We start from the raw sequence: 17,666 nt of genomic DNA, 5'->3' as shown, positions 1-17,666 counted from the left end.
CTTGCCACCCGACAGGCACACCATGATCCTGTCGCCATCCTGAATCATATTAAAGTCAGCAATCGCCTTGCCCACTTCACGGCGCAGTCTCTTCTGCAGTTTATTGAAACGGACCCGATCCTTGGGTAGCAGTTCGTCAGCAACGTCAGTCATGGAGGGGCTCGAAATCAGGTCACTTTGATACGACGGATAATGGCGCGATAGATACCGGGAAACCAGCGCTTCAACCAAATCCCCAGACCCTCGCGGCCGGCGATGATAACCTGAGCGCGATTGCGCTGCACGGCGTGAATGATACGCTCAGCACAAACCTCTGCTGGCATACCCTGTTGCTGATAGTCATCCATTTTTCCGTGGCTACTGCCATCAGCAGTAACGGCATTAACCGACACCTGAGTGCGAACGAAACCGGGCAACACCATCAGCAACCGCAGGCCGTTGTCGTACTCTTCTGCCCGCAGGGACTCAAACCAACCGTGCAATGCATGCTTGGACGCACAGTAGGCAGAGCGCATCGGGGTAGGCAGCTCGCCGACCAGGCTGGAGATCACCACCACGCGGCCGGCACCTTGCTCACGAAACCATGGCAGTACCGCCTTGGTCAGGCCAATCACGCCGAAGAAATTGATTTCCATCACCCGCCTGTCCACGCTGATATCAGTTTCCATCACCCGCGAGCGTTGGCTAATGCCGGCGTTGTTAACCAATATGTCGAGGCGACCAAAATGCGCCCGGACCTTGTCAACCGCCTCGGAAAACGCGGACGGGTCCGCCATGTCCAGCGCCAACACCAGATGGTTCTCCGGCCATACAAGTCGTTGTCTCACCCGCTCCAACTCGTCAGTGCGACGCGCAGAAAGGACCACCCGGGCGCCATAACGGCTGAACTCCATGGCTAGCGCCTCGCCGATGCCACTCGATGCGCCAGTAATCCACACCACCTGATTAGCGAAAGACATGTTGATTCCTGTCGGATTGGAAAGGCGCCTAGGGTGGAACGGCAAGCGAATACAGTCAATCGCCCCTGCCCTGAGCATGAACGGCAAAATATCTGGACGTCACTGTGCTGCGACGGCTCTCGGAGGAACCGCCGCCAGAGCGAGAGCTAATGTTACTTCAGCTCTCGTGACGACAGCCCTAACAACTGGCGCGCCACAATCAGCTGCTGGATCTGCTGCGTGCCCTCGAAGATGTCAATGATCTTCGAGTCCCGAGCCAGCTTTTCCAGCAGGAACTGCTCGGAGTAACCCAGCTCACCACACAGCTCCACACACTTCAGAGTAATGGCATTGCCAACCCGCCCCGCCTTGGCTTTGCACATCGAAGCGTCCTTCGAGTTCGGCTGACGGTTATCCGCCATCCAAGCCGCCTTATAGGTCATTAAGCGGGCTGCATCGAGGTCTGCTTCCATCCGATAAATCTCGGCTTCGATCGCGGTTGAATTGTTAAGTGATTTCGAGAAATCTGCCTTAACACCCTCTTTTGAAAGGATTTCTCTAGTTATTTCTAAGGCCGCACGGGCGACGCCGAGCGCCATCGCCGCCACCTGAGGACGGGTGTTGTCAAAGGTTTGCATGACCCCGCCGAAGGCCTTTTTACGAGCTTCTTCAGTATCCGCGACCTCGGCGGAACCAAGAATGCTGTCCTTCGGGATGCGGCAATCATTCAGGCTCAGAGCTGCGGTATCCGAAATACGCAGGCCCATCTTGTCCTCAACGCGCACCAGCGTCATGCCCGGATTGTCCCGCGACACTATGAACGACTTGATCGCCGCCTTGCCCTTGGACTTATCCAGTGTTGCCCAGACCACCACAGCATCGCAGCGCTGACCGGCGGTGCAGTAAATTTTCTCGCCATTTAGCACCCACTCGTCGCCATCAAGACGCGCACTAGTGGATACAGCCGCGGAATCAGAGCCAGCGCCCGGCTCAGTAATCGCCATAGCGCAGTACAACTTGCCGAACTTCTCTTTTTGCTCCGGTGTGCCCACCGCCATGACGGCGGCATTCCCCAAGCCAGTACCCGGAATCGATAGCATCAGGCCTACGTCACCCCAGCACATCTCTTCCATGCCAACGATGCCGGTCAGGTTGGCACCATTTTTCACACTGTCGTCAGCGCCCTGCTGTGTATCTTTTGCCTTGCTTTGACTAGGGCGCACAGCAGCGATCATCTGCGCCACTGGGCGCAACTCTTCTGGAGTATCACAGTGCTCAATCTTGTCGTATTTGCGAGAAATTGGCCTAAACACGCTACTTGCCAGCTGCTGGGACATCTGCTGAACCATCAGCATTTTCTTCGGCAGTTCGAGATTAATCATTACATGTCTCTCCTCAAGGACCTTGGCCCTTAGACCATCAAAGCGCCTTCCAGCACACCCACCGCACGCAAGTTGCGGTACCACATTTCCAGCGGGTAATCGCGAATAAAGCCGGCACCTCCAAACAGCTGAATGCCGTTGGTGCCGATTTCCATCGCCTTGTCAGCACACAGCACCCGAGCCAGATAAGCCTCGCGATGAAAAGGCAGCCCCTGCTGAGCACGGCTGGCTGCACGCCATACCAGAAGCCGCATGGCCTCAAGCTCAATACCAATATTGGCGACCATAAAGGCTACGGATTGGCGCCATGCGATTGGCTCGCCGAACGCCTTACGCTCATTGACATAGGGAATGCTGAAGTCGAGAACCGCCTGACAGCAGCCCACAGCCAGCGCCGCAACACCGATGCGGGACAGATCCACCAGACGCTCAAGGTCAAAGTTTTCCAGCCGATTCAACGCTGGCACGCGTACGTTTTCGAAGGTAACCGTGCAGGTATCCAGCGAGCGCAGCCCCATGTAGTCAGCTGCCTGCGCGGAAACACCGGCGGCTCCTTTCTCAATCACAAAGGCGCCAGGCCCCTCACCCTGCAGATCAGCAATCACCAATAAAAGCTCGGCCTCCGCACCAAAGGGCACCAAGCGCTTTTCTCCGCTTATAACGTAGTGATCACCATCCGCTACTGCCTTGGTTTGCAGTTCGGCAGGCTCGAAAGTTGCCCGCCCTTCCATTAAAGCAACCGCCGCTGGGACAAAATGCTCCGCCGCCAGACGGGGTAAAAATGCCTCCTGCTGAGCCTCGCTGGCGAAGTCCAGCAGGGCATTAATTACCCCCAGCGGAGCCAGTGCAGCCAAGGCCAGGGAGATATCGCCATGGGCGAGGTCCTCCGCAGCCAGCACATTGGACATGGGATCCCGCGGCATGCCGGCTCCACCGTGAATCTCTGGAATAGGCAGCAAGGTCAGCCCCAGCTCGACGGTACCGTCAAGAAAGCCGGCCGGAGCCGCACCAGCCTCGTCCGCACTGCGGGCAATTGGGCGAATCTGTTTCTCGGCAAAGCGCTGGAGGCTTTCCCGAGTCATGCGCTGCTCTTCGGTCAGCGACAGGTCAAAGGGTAAATCCTGGCTCATCATGGCTCCCCTGCTGGAAAGTAACCTATAAGTGACAACCGACAATCAAACGGTCGTTTGAACGCCCGGATGCTGGCACAGCAAGGTGCCGCCCGACAAGCGTCTGTCTGCAATTGGCACAACCGACTGTCACCCAGAGCCACCCTTGATCCTATATACTCTGGCTCGGGACGGAAGGGCCAAATGAATGGCCTACCCTCTCGGTCGCAACAATAACAACAGGCCCTATCAGCACGTGTTAAGACTTATCCCCCAGCATGACCCCGTCATGGCTCTGCGCCTCAACAGGCAATTGATGGCCGTGTACTCCTATATCCTGGTTTGGGGAGGCACCATGCTGGCCATGCAGCTTGGGATTTTTTCTTACGACACACCACACAAGCCCCTGTTTGCCTCCTTGCTTGTATTCAATGCCATTGTCTTTGCGCTGATCCGATCAGGTGCCTCGAAAATATTTTCAGACCCAAGCCTGACCATCGCGCAAATGCTATCGGCCATTACCCTTGTCACAGCGCTGCTGCATTACGCCGAGGAAATGCGCGGCGCGATGATCTCTATTTATTTCATGGTGATGACATTTGGCGTGTTTGCGCTGGACCGAACCAAAATGATCGTCATGTCTGCAGTGGTCATCGTCGCGTTTACCGGGCTGATTGTTTACGAGTTTATCTACAGTCCCAAATTGATGGTTTTTTCTTTAGCGGTCGGCCAATGGATGATCCTGCTGCTTGGCCTCATCTGGTTCGTTTTTGTTGGTGGCTATATCCACAATCTGCAACAGCGTATCCGTGAGCAGCGGGAATCACTTCGCGATAATCATTCTCGCCTTGAAGAAAGCCATACGCAGTTACATGCCGCAATGGAAAAGCTGGCGGAAATCGCGGTGCGCGACTCACTAACGGGCTTATATAACCGCCGGCACTTTATCGAACGACTGGAGGAAGCCATCGCCATTGCCAATCGGTCGAGGGAGCCTTTTTATCTGGCGCTAATTGACCTCGATCATTTCAAGCAGGTTAATGATTTGCACGGCCATCAGGTCGGCGATGAAATCCTGGTTCGCTTTTCCACCCTGGCGCGTCAAACTCTGCGCCGCTCTGATGTACTAGCGCGATATGGCGGGGAAGAATTTATTGTGCTGTTCCCTGATGGCGGCCGGGAGGGCATAACAGAGGTTCTTGAGCGGCTAAGGGAGTCTTTTGCTGCCATGTCCCACGATGATCTGGTCCCCGGTCTCAAGGTCACTCTGTCCGCAGGCTTGGCTGGATGGCGCCCGGAAGACAACTCTGACAGCTTGACCCGCCGAGCGGATGACCGCCTTTACGCCGCCAAGCATCAGGGCCGAAACCGTCTGCAGGCCAGCTGAAAGAAATCCTTTTTCCCACACCGCTGCGTTATCATCCATTCTGAAATTCCGCCAAGCCTGGAGCTCGGCCCGCCACCGGAGTACGCCATGCAACAACCCGACAACCCGCAACTGCGCCAAAGCCTGCGTGACTGGCTGGATAAGGCTGGCGAAGACTGCCTGACCTGGGTGGAAGTTCATGGCCTGCTTACTGCATTAGCCTGCGCTCCTGCGGTCCCGGACGGCTGGCAAAGTGCGATTCTTGAAGAAGGCGAGGTTCCCGCAGAGGTCGCTGCAGCAATGGAGAGCCTGCGCCAACGGATTCAATCTCAGCTTGGTGCCGGCGAAGGTATCATCCTGCCCTGCCGGCTTGACCCTGATGAGGACCGGGAGGGCAAGGATCTGGCAAGCTGGTGTGCTGGTTTTGTTATTGCCGTCAGTCTGGATGAGCAGACATGGCACCAGAATCAGGATGAGGAAACCATGGCTGGGCTGATGCTTCCCTTTATGCTGATCTCGGGGCTGGACGAGGATCCTGCATTAGATGATTTATGGCAGGACCGCAAGCTAGTACGGGAAATGGCCAGCGGCATTCCGGACGTCATTGAAGAGCTATTTCTGCTGTTTCATGCTCCTGAGCTTGGTCAGGACGATAATGATGATGACGGCAACGGCGAAGATTAGAGAGTTACCGCCAGTTTCCTAGAACCGTGAAATACTATTTCTTCCGCCTGGCGCCCCAGGCGGCTTCAATTTGCCGGGCCCGAACAATCGATTCTTGCACCAAAGATGACTGATGCTCGGCAAATTCACGAATAATCTCCAACGCTGAGCGCACATCGCGGCGGAATATGGTCTCAATGATTGCCTTGAAAAATGACAGACACTCTTTGCACTCATCCGGATCAAGGTGTAGCGCCATATAGTAGGCACGCTGAATAGCTGGCTGCAGATTGGCCATGATGTCTTCAACGAAAGGGTTGCGGGAAAATGGATAAGCCAGCTCGAGAAAACGGAAAGACTGTTCGAAAAAACCATCCATGTCCCGCTCATCCGCGCAGTGCTGCAGCTGCTGGATCGACAGAATGAAGGGATCCATGTCATCTTCGGCCATCACTTTGATCGCCTTTCGCACTACCAGACCAAGCAACACCTGCGCTAACTCATACAAGCTGCGCACGTGGGCTTCTGACATATCCTTAACCACCGCACCGCGCCGCGGCAGGATGTCGATTAGATGACGACGCTCAAGAATCAGCAGCGCCTCGCGCACAGAACCACGGCTCACCTCTAGCTCGCCGGCAATGCGCAACTCCTGAATCCTGTCCCCGGCCAGCATCTCACCGCGAATAATCTGCCGGGCCAGATGCTGAGCAATCTGTTCGGAAAGGCTTTCCTGGGCCTTGAAACTCATCCACCACCCTCAGTATGTCGGACAATCTATTCAGGACTGTCCGACTATAGAGCAACAGGGGAAATAAGCAAATACAGGCGGTAAAGCCCACAAAGAAGTATTTATACACAGCAAGATAAGTTATCCACATTTTCTGTGGACAAATCTGTGAATATCCTGAAGAAAGGATGCAGAAACGCTTGCGGGGCAGACTAATCCGCGCAATGCCGAAAAAAACACCAGAAAGATAACAGTTTAAATATCAATAGGTTATTGATATTCCTTGAACAATCAACAGGTTGCGCATTTGCCCATGCCAGAGCCTCAGCACACAGGGATATCTGTGCAAAACACGCACAGATATAGTGCAAAAAACAGCTGCAAATAATGCTGGAATTAGCGTCGCAGGCTAATAGTGAGGCCCAAAATCAGCCCTGGCTCCATGTCCTGAGCGTTGTCCTGACGCTCCTGCGCAGTGTCGCAGGAGATGGCCCGCCGATAATCCGAGCAGTCCAGACTCTCAAGCACGGCCACGCCGCCACTAAGGGTGATTCTGGTGTATTCCTTGACCCACTGATGACCAATTTCAAAACCGGCGCCGAGGCGTTCATAACGATACTCGCCCGCCAGATCACCGAACATCAAACCGGTATAGTAGCCGCTGACATTGGTATAGCCGCGATCAATCCGATGCCGAAAACCAGCTACCCAGCGCCAGTCATCACTTAGGCCGCTATCCACCAGATAGGTGCCGGGAACAGCATAGACAGTATTACGCTGCCCTGCCCACTCCAGATTCAGGCCATTAATACCGTTGACGAAGGCATAGCCAACCAGCACCTCGGACGATGCCTGGCCCGCAACGGACAACAGCAGAGCAGCAAGAATGGAGCGGTGCAGACGCATCAGGGGAAGGACCTCATTATTATTCTTGTGTCACTAGGGACGGAGCTATTTTGGGCAAGGCGCCGGGCGAAGACAAGCCCGCTTCGTTAGTTGTTTGTAACCCTGCCGGCGGCATAGCCCGCCAACAGGGCTCTGCAGACCGGATCAGATCGGAATATCATCAATCTTGTCTGCAGTGGTATCGATTGTACCGTCTACTTTCTCCAAAGCAGCATCGGCCTCATTGCCGACAACAGGGATAATTGAAAGAGCCGCACCTGCTACGGAGGCAGTCGCACCAACCAAACGCATCGGCGTAGACGCCAGCTTGGTCAGAAAGCAGCCACTGAGAAGAGATGCGAGAAGTGCCAGAATGGCTATTCTTGTTATATGCTTCATAAAACGACCTCATGGTTTTGTATTTTTTGCCCAGAGTCATTTCAAACCATCCGGACAAACTGTTCAACCACCTTGTTACTGATAAGAAAAAGTCATACCGAGGCGGCGCCCCACCTGCTCATAGGACTCAACCACATTGCCCAGATCCTGGCGAAAGCGATCCTTGTCGAGCTTTTCCCGCGTTTCCTTGTCCCAAAGACGGCAGCCATCTGGACTGAACTCATCAGCAAGCAACACCTCTCCGTGGAATACCCCAAATTCCAGCTTGAAGTCGACCAGTAGCATGCCACCATCAAGAAATAACTTACGTAATACGTCGTTAGCCATGAAGGTAAGCTCCTTCATTCGCTCGAGCTGAGCTTCGGTGGCCCAGGCAAAGCTCAACGCGTGAGATTCGTTAATCATCGGGTCGCCAAGTGCATCATCTTTCAAGAATAGCTCATAGGTTGGCGGTGAAAGCTCTGTGCCCTCCTGGATACCCAGACGGCGACATATACTTCCTGCCGCAATATTGCGCACCACGCACTCCACCGGAATCATCTGCAGCCGCTTTACCAGTGACTCGTCCACCGACAGCTGCCGTTCCATATGAGTGGGAATTCCTGCTTCTCGCAGCTTGCTCATAATAAAAGCATTAAACTGATTATTGACCGCACCTTTGCGATCAAGCTGCTCACGCTTTTTGCCATCAAAGGCTGATGTGTCATTTCGAAAATGCATTACCAGGAGATCCGGATCATCCGTTGTATAAACGGATTTTGCCTTGCCGGCATAGAGCTCTTCACGCTTTTCCATCTTGCACTCCCCCGAAACGGGATCATGGTTACGATTGCCAGAAGCTCGAAACACCTGGCGTAATATGGTTTTGCTCAGCCGTTCTCAGAGCTTCTCATGTAACCGCTGCAGAATGGCCAAACCAGGTTCAGCTTCTACCAAAGCGGAGCCGCGGCTGTTAAGCACTGCGACCTGCACTCCATTCACGGTATGACTTAGCTTGATCTGCGCCTCACGCTCTGCAAGCCCATAAGATTTTGGAACCTTAACAAAGAAAATACCCGCTTCGCGGCTACGGTCATCAACCCGCAGGTCGGTCTCGCCCAACGCCTTACTCACATACTCCCAAGCCCAGGGAAATGCCGTATATATCATGATAATAGGATAATCATTGCCATCTTTGGTTAGTACGATGCGGGTGCTGCCAGCATCAGGCAGAGGGGCATCCGGTGCTGGCTGCTGCTCTGCAACCACACTGAACTCCGGCGGCTTTGGCACCTCAAAACGATCATCCTTATCATAAGCAAGACGACGCTCTGCATCGGGCACTGCAAACATGTCGTCACCACTGAGGGAGACCATTCCTTCAGGCAAGGTCATGCGCGGAAGCACTTCAGCCTGACGGTATTCAAGTGTCTTATCTGGCAGTAAAGAACAACCCGTTAGTACGGTAATAAAAAGAACCGGCAGTATCCGCATTACAGCAACCCACAGTTTGCCATCGTGTCCCGCAAAACCTGCTGTGCGGGCTTAGACAGCGGAGTTAAAGGCAGGCGAATACCACTATCGATCAAACCCATTTGTTGCAGCGCCCACTTGACCGGAATCGGGTTCGACTCAACAAAAAGGTCTCTATGCAAGGAGTTAATCTGCGCATCCAGTGACCGGGCCAGAGACGCTTCCCCCTTAAGCGCAGCCTCACATACCGCCGCCATTTTTTTCGGCACTACGTTCGCGGTCACTGAAATATCTCCGTCAGCCCCCATTAGCATGGCTTCTACGGCGGTGGCATCGTCACCAGAGTAGATCAGAAAGTTCGTGCCGCAGCGCTCGCGAATTTCACGGATCCGTTCCAAATTACCGGTAGCTTCCTTAATGCCGACAATATTGGGCACCTGAGCAAGACGTTCAACCGTTTCAGGAAGCATATCGCAGGCCGTGCGCCCTGGGACGTTGTACAAAATCTGAGGAATTTCAACCGCTTCAGCGATAGCCCGATAGTGCTGATACAAACCTTCCTGTGTCGGCTTGTTGTAGTATGGGGTAACCAGCAGGCAGGCGTCAGCACCGTCACGTTTGGCATCACGGGTAAGCCTGATCGCCTCTTCAGTGGAGTTGGCCCCGGTGCCGGCGATCACCGGTACACGGCCACGAGCTGCGGAAATGACCTCACGAACAACCAGGTCATGCTCCTCAAAACCCAGAGTTGCCGACTCCCCGGTTGTGCCAACAGCAACGATTGCATGGGTACCCTCTGCAACGTGCCAGTCAACCAACTTTCTCAGCCGATCCCAATCGACCGCGCCATCGGCGTGCATCGGTGTTACCAAAGCCACAATACTGCCGCGAATTTCCACGCACTCCACTCCGTTAGGACGGCCAGAATCAGGCGGGCTATGGTACTTGGCCACTGCCAGCCGAACAAGAGAGCTGCAGCTTGATCCCCCCGCTCTGGCAAGCCAGAATCCCCCTTCCCAACCTCTTGAGGCTGTCAGGATGTCTTCACTTATCGTCATTTCCGCTATTGGCTCCGACCGCCCCGGCATTGTTCAGGCCCTGTCCGGAGAGGTTCTCGGCCGAGCGGGTAATATTCTCGACTCGCGCATGACCGTGCTCGGTGGTGAGTTCGCAATCCTTATGCTGGTGTCCGGAGAAGACAAAGCAATTGCCCAGCTAGAGGAGGATCGTGAACTACTGGAGCGGTCGCTGGGGCTGCAGCTAACCCTGAAACGCACTCGACAGCGTGACACCGGCAACCAAGCCCTGCCTTACAGGGTTGAGGTGGTGGCCATGGACCACCCCGGTATCGTCCATGATATCGCCAACTTTTTTAGCGGCCGCGGGATCAATATTGACGACCTGCATACAGGCACCTATGCCGCACCGCATACCGGTACCACCATGTTCAATCTTCACATGACGCTGAGTGTCCCTGCAGAAGAATCAATCTCGCGGCTGCGCGAAGCGTTCTTTGAGTTCTGCGAGACAAGGAATGTTGACGCCAGCATGTCCCCGCACCGCAACAGGAGCATTTAATGACCAATATCGCCATCGGCAAGAAAGTCCCCGACTTCAGCGTCTCGGCCACCAGCGAGCAAATCGTGCGTCTGAAAGAACTTAAAGGACGCAAGATAGTCCTCTACTTTTATCCTCGTGACAGCACCCCGGGCTGCACCACAGAAGGTCAGGACTTCCGTGACCTTTACTCCGAGTTCAAGAAAGCCGACACGGAAGTATTCGGCGTGTCCCAGGACAGCCTGAAAAGCCACGAAAACTTTCGCAGCAAGCAGAACTTCCCGTTTCAGCTAATCAGCGACGAGGACGGCAGTCTGTGCCGGCTGTTTGATGTGATCAAAATGAAAAACATGTACGGCAAGCAGTTCGAGGGGATTGAAAGGAGCACATTCCTTATTGATGCCAGTGGAAAGCTGCAGCGAGAATGGCGCAAGGTTAAGGTACCCGGCCATGTGGCAGAGGTACTGCAGGCCACCAAGGAGCTCTAGTACATAGCGGGGTTGCAGTCAGCTATCTCGCTGCAACCCTGAATCAGCTGTCACTGCCGGCCAGGCATTAACCACTGCCTTAAGCAGTGTGGCCAGAGGAATGGCAAAAAATACCCCCCAAAAGCCCCACAGCCCTCCAAAAAAAAGGATCGCTGTAATAATCACCACCGGATGCAGGTTGACCGCTTCGGAGAAAAGCAGGGGCACCAGAATATTGCCGTCGATAAACTGGATGACACCATAGGCGATCATCACCATGGCAAACTCTGCTCCCCAGCCAAACTGCCCCCAGGCCACCACCATCACCGGCAGCGTCACCACCGTTGCGCCTATGTATGGCACCACCACAGAAAGCCCCACCAACACCGCTAACAGCAGCGAATACTTCAGCCCCATCAGTGCAAAGACCGCGTAGCTTGAGCCGCCAACAATCAGGATCTCCAGGGCTTTGCCGCGAATATAGTTAGCAATCTGGCCATCCATTTCCAGCCATACTCGGGCCAGCAAATGGCGCCGGGCCGGGAGGAATTTCAAGGCACCCTGTACTAATGAGAAGTGGTCTTTTAGAAAGAAAAAAACCAACAGTGGCAATAGCACCAGAAAGATCATCACATCCAGCAGCCCGGGAATCAGACCCAGCGAGGCGGTAACCATGCGCTGGCCAAGCTCGGCCAGCTTTTCATGCAAATCAGCGATCAGCTGGACTACCTGCGCCTCACTGACTACCTCGGGGTAACGTTGCGGCATTTCCCTCAACCAGGCCTCACTGACGCCCAGCAGTTTCGGCAGCTGCACCTGCACCAGTGTTACGGTCTGCTTCCACACCATGGGTAGCAGCAGCACTAAAGACACCAGCAACAAGGAAAGAAACAGAAAATATACGCCTGAAAAGGCCCAAAACCGTCCAACCCCCCTCTCCTGAAGCGAGTTAATCATGCCCTGAAGCAAATAAGCGATAACCAGTGCGGCAAATACCGGAGCAAGCATTTTGCCGAATAGCAGCACCACCAGCAGACCGACCACCAGTACCACGAACAGGGAGACCGCCTGCTCATCCGAGAAGTACCGGTAGAACCAGCCGCGCAAAACATCAATCATTCAGGCTTAGCCTCCCACCCGGATAAAAAATTCATAGACACCATCTTGGTCGGCAAAATGAACCAGCTCATGATCTGCCTGTCCGAGCCATGCGGGGATATCACGCCGGGCCCCGGGGTCATCCGCCCGAACCAGCAGCAACGCATGCGCCGGCATGGCCCGAAGCTGTTGGCGAGCCTTCAGCAAAGGCATAGGACAGCGTAACCCGGTGACATCAAGAGTCATATCGACCTTCAGGTCGGTCACGCAAAGAGATTGATCAGATGGCATGGGCTAACCTTACATCGGCATACCTTAACAGAGTCAGCAGTGATTATACTGACATAGACTCTCGATGGTGGCTTTTGTCCATGGTTCGTTTTCTTGTTCTGCTTGCTCTGTGCGTGCCAATGCCGGTCATCGGCAACGAACAGGCCCCTTTGCCCGAACTGGGCGACCCTGCCGGCGGCCTTATCAGCCCGGATCAGGAGTTTCGCATGGGCCGATCCTGGTTACGCCAACTACGCGGTCAAGTCGCCGTGCTCAACGACCCTCTTGTACAGGAGTATGTGGAGCATCTGGTCTACCGCATGGCATCCCACAGCGATTTGCAACAGCCAGACTTGGCTATCGTCGTAATCAACAGCCGCGAAATCAATGCATTCGCCGTCCCCGGAGGCGTCATTGGCCTGAATGCCGGCCTGTTAATCAACGCCGATCAGGAAGATGAAGTCGCCGCGGTGGTCGCACATGAAATCGCCCATGTCAGCCAGCGCCACTTTGTCCGCAGGTACGCCGACAGCCAGCGCATTAATACCGCAGTCATGGCTGCCATGTTAGCAAGTCTGGCAGTGATGATCAGCGGACAGGCAGACGCCGGAGCGGCCGGCATCATGGCCACTCAGGCGGCAGCGATTCAGCAGCAATTAGCCTATTCCCGACACCACGAACGCGAAGCAGACCGGGTTGGCATGCAGACTCTGGTGAATGCAGGAATGGACCCTGAGGCAATGCCCCGCTTTTTCGAAAAACTGCAGCGCAACCAGCAGTTTGCCGGTAAACCACTGGAGTTCCTTTCGACCCACCCGATTACCGAAGAACGAATAGCAGATTCACGAGCCAGGGCAGTTACCCTGCCTGCAGGAAACTTGCAGGAGGCAGAGGCTTTCCAGCTTATTCGTGCGCGCTTGCTAGCAGGCTTCTACAGTGTCCCTGCTCTGGCAGTGGAACACTTTCGCAGTCAGTACCGCCGTGGAGCCAGCATCCAGCAACAGGCTGCGGGCTATGGCTTGGTGATAAGTGCATTGCGGGCAAAGGACTACTCACTGGCCAACGAAACTCTGGACGAGCTTCAGGGCCGCTTTCCGGATCAACTGTGGTTCCGGGTTGCCCGTGCAGAGGTGCTGCAGGCCCAGCAAAAACATGATCAGGCCGCCGATATCCTGAGAGAAGTCGCCCGCCTGATGCCCCGGAACTATGCCATTTCCGCCCTGCTGGCTACAAGTTTGATCAAAACAGACAAAGCCGCAGAGGCTGCTGAGCTACTTGAGCCGATACTGCGACAGCGGCCCAATGACCCAGCGCTGTGGAGGCTGGCCGCTGACGCCTGGGGCTACAGTGGCAGCCTTGGCCTGGCCCACCTGGGCAGAGGTGAAGCGCTATTTCTCAGCGGCGCTGATGAGAGGGGCATGGATCAGCTGCGTTATGCACTTGATTACAGCAAAGAAAACTTCCCATTGCACAGTCGCATCAAGGCGCGTCTTGAGGAGATGGACTCGACCTCGAAAGAGCGATTCTGAGCACCGTCAAGACTTCACGGAACGCCCGAAATCCAGCATTCGCTGCAGAGGAATCATTGCCTTTCGGGCGGTTTCCGTATCAACAAATATTTCCTGGCCCGCGCCAGACTCGTCCTCTAACACGTGACAAAGATTTTCCAGACCATTCATCGCCATCCATGGGCAATGTGCACAGCTGCGGCAAGTACCACCACTGCCCGCAGTCGGCGCCTCAATTAGTACTTTGTCTTTAGCAGCCTGCTGCATCTTGTAAAAAATGCCGCGGTCGGTGGCAACAATCATAGTCTTATTAGGCAGTTCCGCAGCAGCACGAATTAACTGTGACGTCGAACCAACCACGTCCGCAATGGCAACCACCGCCTCGGGGGACTCGGGATGAACCAGCACGGCAGCATCCGGATAGACCTTTTTAAGATCGAGCAGAGCTCGTGCCTTGAACTCCTCGTGGACGATACAAGCTCCCTGCCAGCAAAGCACATCAGCGCCAGTTTTCTGCTGCACATAAAGGCCAAGATGCTGATCCGGCGCCCAAAGTATTTTTTCGCCACGTTTGTCCAGAAAATCAATCAGATCTACAGCAATGCTTGAGGTCACCACCCAGTCTGCACGTGCCTTCACAGCTGCAGATGTATTTGCATACACAACCACGGTCCGCTCAGGATGCTGGTCACAGAATGCGGAAAACTGATCTTCGGGGCAGCCGATGTCCAGCGAGCAGGTAGCCTCAATGGTGGGCATGAGTACACGCTTCTCTGGGCTTAGAATTTTTGCGGTTTCGCCCATAAAGCGCACACCAGCCACCACCAAAGTAGTGGCTGAATGCTCCTTGCCAAAACGAGCCATCTCCAGAGAGTCGGACACGCAACCACCAGTCTCTTCAGCCAGAGACTGTATTTCCGGGTCGGTGTAGTAGTGTGCTACCAACACAGCATTGCGGGCCTTGAGCAGCTGGGCGATCCGCCCGCGCAGCTCGAGGCGACGAGATTGATCAATCGCCCCAGGAACTGAAACACGATCAAGGTGCTGGCGTACCAGCTCAATAGCTTCGGCAGTCATGGTCGCTACCCGGCTAACGCCGGGGCCTCTTTCAGATTCGGCAACGGGTGCCGTCAAAGCACCCTAAAGGATAGGCTAAGTATATCTCAGGCACGGCCATCAGGGGTTGCTCAGATGTGCCAACTCCTGGCGGAACCGGTCTTCCCCCAATGCTGAGTTACGCAACCCGTCAAGCTGACGCGCCATCAGGCGGTCGAGCTGGTCAATACGCTCCGCGGGCTTGGGGTGGGTTTTCAGTAACAGACCAAGCTCACCGGCCTGTGGATTCATTCGCTCTAGTGTCTGCAATACGGTAACCAGACCATAGGGGTCGTAGCCCGCCCGCGCCGCCAACACGACACCAATACGATCGGCGTGATGCTCATCCTTACGGTCGAGGCCGCGACTATAAATCAGCTTGGCGCCACCTGCCAAAGCCTGCAACTGGCGCGTATCCGTACCGCGTTCCTCAAGGGCTAGCTGGACCGCCATGCCCGCAAGTTTCAATCTGGCCTGCTTGCGAATTGCCACCAGATGGTGGCTGGCGACCACATGCCCGATTTCATGGGCCAGTACGCCGGCCAATTCCGACTCGTTACGCAGGCGCGCCAGCAGCCCCTTGGTGATGAATACGTAGCCTCCCGGAGCAGCAAAGGCATTAATATCGGCATCGTCCAGTACCGCAAAGCGCCAGTCTAAATCTGGCCGGTCGCTTTGTAACGCCAGCCACATTCCAACCTTATTAACGTAGACCTGAACTTGTTCGTCTTGCAGCAAAGGAGCAGCCCCCAGCAGGACGGCCGCCGCCTCGCGGCCGATATCGCTCTCTTCCGCTTCGCCGGTCGGAACAAAAGCCTGCTTCAATGTGCCACTGGCACTGGCCAGCTGATTTATGTCGATGGTTTTGCAGCTACTCAACAGAATTCCGGTTAGCAGTAGAAGTGCGGCTCTAATGATCATTTTTTGCGCTCCTTGAGGTCTGCTACCTTACGAGCCTTGAGCGGCAGGGATGCCGCATAGCGCCTTGCCGCCTGCTCATCCACCGCAAAGCGATTGAGGCTATCAACCGCACCATGATCGGCGCTGGCAGACTCAATATCACCCGCATCAAGCCCGCGAATTCCTGCGGTAGCGGTGCCACCGCTCTGCACCGAGTAGCCGCTATTTAACCAGCCCCATAGACCAGAAAAAACTGACTCAGATTGTTCCTGCCCAGAGAGTCTCACGGCCCCCAAACGAACCCAGCCCTGCCGGCCACCGCTGGCACTGACCTGATACCAGCCTCCACGGCGAGCAGAAATTTCCACCAGCGTGTTGGCCAATAACGTGCCTGATACAGACCCATCTGGCTGCTGATATAGCTGTGTGTTGGTAGAGATAGTGCCGCTGTCAGCAGCGGCAACCACGCCACTGACAAACAACGAAAACATTACCAATAGAATTCGAGTCCTCATATCATCCCCCCAGATGAGCCGTAAACTTGCAATTGTGTTCCATGTCCCCGCATCAGAAAAGGCTATTCATCAGATCAAACCGATGGGCGCCAATCGCGGCCAGCTGCCAGCAACTGCACAGTACTGATCGCCCTCTCGCGGAAGGCTCCCTCGCAGTAACATAGATAGTATTGCCACATGCGCCGGAACCGCTCGTCAAAACCTTGTTCCGCGACCTGATCCAGCGCAGCGTTAAAACGCTCCCGCCAATCTGCCAGGGTGCGCGCATAGTCAAGGCCGATATCATCAATGGCTAGAGGCGTTAGCTGGGTGTCCTCTCCCAGATGATCCATCATCACGCGAACCGACGGCAAAAAGCCACCCGGAAAAATATACCGCTTGATAAAATCTATATTTTTAAGAGCGAAGCGATAACGGTGATCCGGCACGGTAATCGCTTGCAGGAGCATCATGCCGTCATCCGCGAGCAAGCGATTTAGCTGACGGAAGTACTGTGACAAATATTGGTGCCCTACCGCTTCGATCATCTCGATAGACACGACTCGATCATAACGTCCCTCAAGCAGGCGATAGTCCTGCTCTAACACGGTAATGCGGTCCTCCAGACCTTCGGCGCGAACGCGCGCCTGAGCATGACGAAACTGTTCATGAGAAATGGTGGTGGTTGTTACACGGCAGCCATAATGCCGTGCAGCATGAATTGCCAGCCCACCCCAGCCAGTACCGATCTCAAGAAGATGGTGCTGATCATTAAGCTGTAGCTTCTGGCATACAATATCCAGCTTGTGCACTGCGGCCTCGTCCAGAGGTGCGTCGGCGCGAGGATAAATTGCGCTGGAATACATCATCTGCTTATCCAGAAACAGACTGAAAAAATCATTTCCGAGATCATAATGCGCGGCAATATTCCGGCGAGACCCACGCACGGAGTTACGATTGATAACATGCAGCGCTGAGAGCAACGGCTTGGACATTTTACTAGCCAACCCTTCCAGAGCCTGCATCGGCTCCACATTAGCAGCAAAATAACGTACCACTGCAACCAGGTCATCGCTAGACCAAAGCCCCTCCATAAAGGCTTCGGCTGCGCCCAGTGCCCCCCCAGTCATCATCATCCGATAGGTACGCCAGTCATTCATTCGCAGTGCTGCACAAGGGTCTCCCTGACCCAGTACGACCTTGCCGCCATCCGGCTCATGCAGAGTAAGTTGCCCCATCGGGAAACGGCTCAGAGCATCCAGCACCAGACGCCGCGCAGTGCGGTCCAACAAGGAGACGGAGGCGTCAGCAGAAATTCGTTCAACGTCGAGCATGGCTACCTCTTTTCTTATC

Annotated in this window: 20 protein-coding genes and 1 pseudogene; 5 read left to right on the top strand and 16 right to left on the bottom strand. The window is 54.9% G+C overall.

Annotation, left to right across the window (positions count from 1 at the left end):
• The 4 genes and pseudogenes from J1C54_RS06550 to J1C54_RS06535 all read right to left on the bottom strand — a co-directional run.
• Positions 1-153, bottom strand: a pseudogene (locus J1C54_RS06550) (tRNA 2-thiocytidine(32) synthetase TtcA); the annotation flags it as partial.
• Positions 154-167: 14 nt separating this feature from the next.
• Complete coding sequence (locus J1C54_RS06545; protein WP_229145971.1) at positions 168-959, bottom strand: SDR family oxidoreductase; 792 nt, start codon at positions 957-959, stop codon at positions 168-170.
• A gap of 152 nt (positions 960-1,111) precedes the next feature.
• Entirely contained in the window at positions 1,112-2,320 is a 1,209-nt protein-coding gene (locus tag J1C54_RS06540) for an acyl-CoA dehydrogenase family protein (RefSeq protein ID WP_229145970.1), read from the bottom strand.
• 29 nt (positions 2,321-2,349) lie between these two features.
• The gene (locus J1C54_RS06535; protein ID WP_229145969.1) at positions 2,350-3,450 is read right to left on the bottom strand and encodes an acyl-CoA dehydrogenase family protein; all 1,101 of its coding nucleotides are present in this window, start codon (positions 3,448-3,450) and stop codon (positions 2,350-2,352) included.
• A gap of 268 nt (positions 3,451-3,718) precedes the next feature.
• On the opposite strand from J1C54_RS06535, the gene J1C54_RS06530 reads away from it, so the two are divergent.
• Positions 3,719-4,816, top strand: a complete 1,098-nt coding sequence (locus tag J1C54_RS06530; RefSeq protein WP_229145968.1) for a diguanylate cyclase — start codon at positions 3,719-3,721, stop codon at positions 4,814-4,816.
• Between the two features lie 87 nt (positions 4,817-4,903).
• A complete protein-coding gene (locus tag J1C54_RS06525; RefSeq protein WP_229145967.1) occupies positions 4,904-5,479 on the top strand; it encodes a YecA family protein in 576 nt (191 codons plus the stop codon).
• Positions 5,480-5,513: 34 nt separating this feature from the next.
• Here J1C54_RS06525 and J1C54_RS06520 read toward each other — a convergent pair whose 3' ends face one another.
• The 6 genes from J1C54_RS06520 to dapA all read right to left on the bottom strand — a co-directional run bounded on the left by J1C54_RS06520 (position 5,514) and on the right by dapA (position 9,817).
• Positions 5,514-6,209, bottom strand: a complete 696-nt coding sequence (locus tag J1C54_RS06520) for a GntR family transcriptional regulator (RefSeq protein ID WP_229145966.1) — start codon at positions 6,207-6,209, stop codon at positions 5,514-5,516.
• Positions 6,210-6,584: 375 nt separating this feature from the next.
• The gene (locus J1C54_RS06515; RefSeq protein ID WP_229145965.1) at positions 6,585-7,094 is read right to left on the bottom strand and encodes a hypothetical protein; all 510 of its coding nucleotides are present in this window, start codon (positions 7,092-7,094) and stop codon (positions 6,585-6,587) included.
• Between the two features lie 144 nt (positions 7,095-7,238).
• Complete coding sequence (locus J1C54_RS06510) at positions 7,239-7,472, bottom strand: DUF6726 family protein (protein WP_229145964.1); 234 nt, start codon at positions 7,470-7,472, stop codon at positions 7,239-7,241.
• A 75-nt stretch (positions 7,473-7,547) separates the two neighbouring features.
• Positions 7,548-8,267, bottom strand: a complete 720-nt coding sequence (purC, locus tag J1C54_RS06505; RefSeq protein WP_229145963.1) for a phosphoribosylaminoimidazolesuccinocarboxamide synthase — start codon at positions 8,265-8,267, stop codon at positions 7,548-7,550.
• Between the two features lie 84 nt (positions 8,268-8,351).
• Positions 8,352-8,945 carry an outer membrane protein assembly factor BamC gene (locus tag J1C54_RS06500; protein WP_229145962.1) on the bottom strand — a complete coding sequence of 198 codons (594 nt, stop codon included), beginning with the start codon at positions 8,943-8,945 and terminating at the stop codon, positions 8,352-8,354.
• A complete protein-coding gene (gene dapA / locus J1C54_RS06495; RefSeq protein WP_370635618.1) occupies positions 8,945-9,817 on the bottom strand; it encodes a 4-hydroxy-tetrahydrodipicolinate synthase in 873 nt (290 codons plus the stop codon). The genes J1C54_RS06500 and dapA overlap by 1 nt, the downstream gene beginning before the upstream one ends.
• Positions 9,818-9,962: 145 nt before the next feature.
• Here dapA and J1C54_RS06490 point away from each other — a divergent pair, with 145 nt between their 5' ends.
• Positions 9,963-10,502 (top strand): glycine cleavage system protein R, encoded by a 540-nt coding sequence (locus J1C54_RS06490; RefSeq protein ID WP_229145961.1) that lies wholly within the window; start codon positions 9,963-9,965, stop codon positions 10,500-10,502.
• Positions 10,502-10,969: a peroxiredoxin gene (locus J1C54_RS06485; RefSeq protein ID WP_229145960.1), complete on the top strand. Its 468-nt coding sequence runs from the start codon at positions 10,502-10,504 to the stop codon at positions 10,967-10,969. Before J1C54_RS06490 ends, J1C54_RS06485 begins: the two co-directional genes overlap by 1 nt.
• An 18-nt stretch (positions 10,970-10,987) precedes the next feature.
• Here J1C54_RS06485 and J1C54_RS06480 read toward each other — a convergent pair whose 3' ends face one another.
• Both J1C54_RS06480 and J1C54_RS06475 read right to left on the bottom strand, forming a co-directional pair.
• Positions 10,988-12,067: an AI-2E family transporter gene (locus J1C54_RS06480; protein WP_229145959.1), complete on the bottom strand. Its 1,080-nt coding sequence runs from the start codon at positions 12,065-12,067 to the stop codon at positions 10,988-10,990.
• Between the two features lie 6 nt (positions 12,068-12,073).
• Positions 12,074-12,337 (bottom strand): sulfurtransferase TusA family protein, encoded by a 264-nt coding sequence (locus tag J1C54_RS06475; RefSeq protein WP_229145958.1) that lies wholly within the window; start codon positions 12,335-12,337, stop codon positions 12,074-12,076.
• Positions 12,338-12,417: 80 nt separating this feature from the next.
• Here J1C54_RS06475 and J1C54_RS06470 point away from each other — a divergent pair, with 80 nt between their 5' ends.
• Positions 12,418-13,845 (top strand): M48 family metalloprotease, encoded by a 1,428-nt coding sequence (locus tag J1C54_RS06470; protein WP_229145957.1) that lies wholly within the window; start codon positions 12,418-12,420, stop codon positions 13,843-13,845.
• A gap of 6 nt (positions 13,846-13,851) precedes the next feature.
• Here J1C54_RS06470 and nadA read toward each other — a convergent pair whose 3' ends face one another.
• The 4 genes from nadA to J1C54_RS06450 form a co-directional block, all read right to left on the bottom strand.
• Positions 13,852-14,901 carry a quinolinate synthase NadA gene (nadA, locus tag J1C54_RS06465; RefSeq protein WP_229145956.1) on the bottom strand — a complete coding sequence of 350 codons (1,050 nt, stop codon included), beginning with the start codon at positions 14,899-14,901 and terminating at the stop codon, positions 13,852-13,854.
• A 99-nt stretch (positions 14,902-15,000) separates the two neighbouring features.
• Entirely contained in the window at positions 15,001-15,840 is an 840-nt protein-coding gene (locus J1C54_RS06460; RefSeq protein WP_229145955.1) for a M48 family metallopeptidase, read from the bottom strand.
• A complete protein-coding gene (locus J1C54_RS06455) occupies positions 15,837-16,334 on the bottom strand; it encodes an SH3 domain-containing protein (RefSeq protein WP_229145954.1) in 498 nt (165 codons plus the stop codon). The genes J1C54_RS06460 and J1C54_RS06455 overlap by 4 nt, the downstream gene beginning before the upstream one ends.
• 74 nt (positions 16,335-16,408) lie before the next feature.
• Entirely contained in the window at positions 16,409-17,647 is a 1,239-nt protein-coding gene (locus tag J1C54_RS06450; protein WP_229145953.1) for a cyclopropane-fatty-acyl-phospholipid synthase family protein, read from the bottom strand.
• Between the last annotated feature and the right edge of the window lie 19 nt (positions 17,648-17,666).

It is taken from the genome of Alcanivorax sp. 1008 (assembly GCF_020667895.1).
Classification (GTDB): domain Bacteria; phylum Pseudomonadota; class Gammaproteobacteria; order Pseudomonadales; family Alcanivoracaceae; genus PGZG01.
The sequence above is the reverse complement of the archived record's forward strand: the minus strand, read 5'-3'. Positions and strand labels throughout refer to the sequence as shown.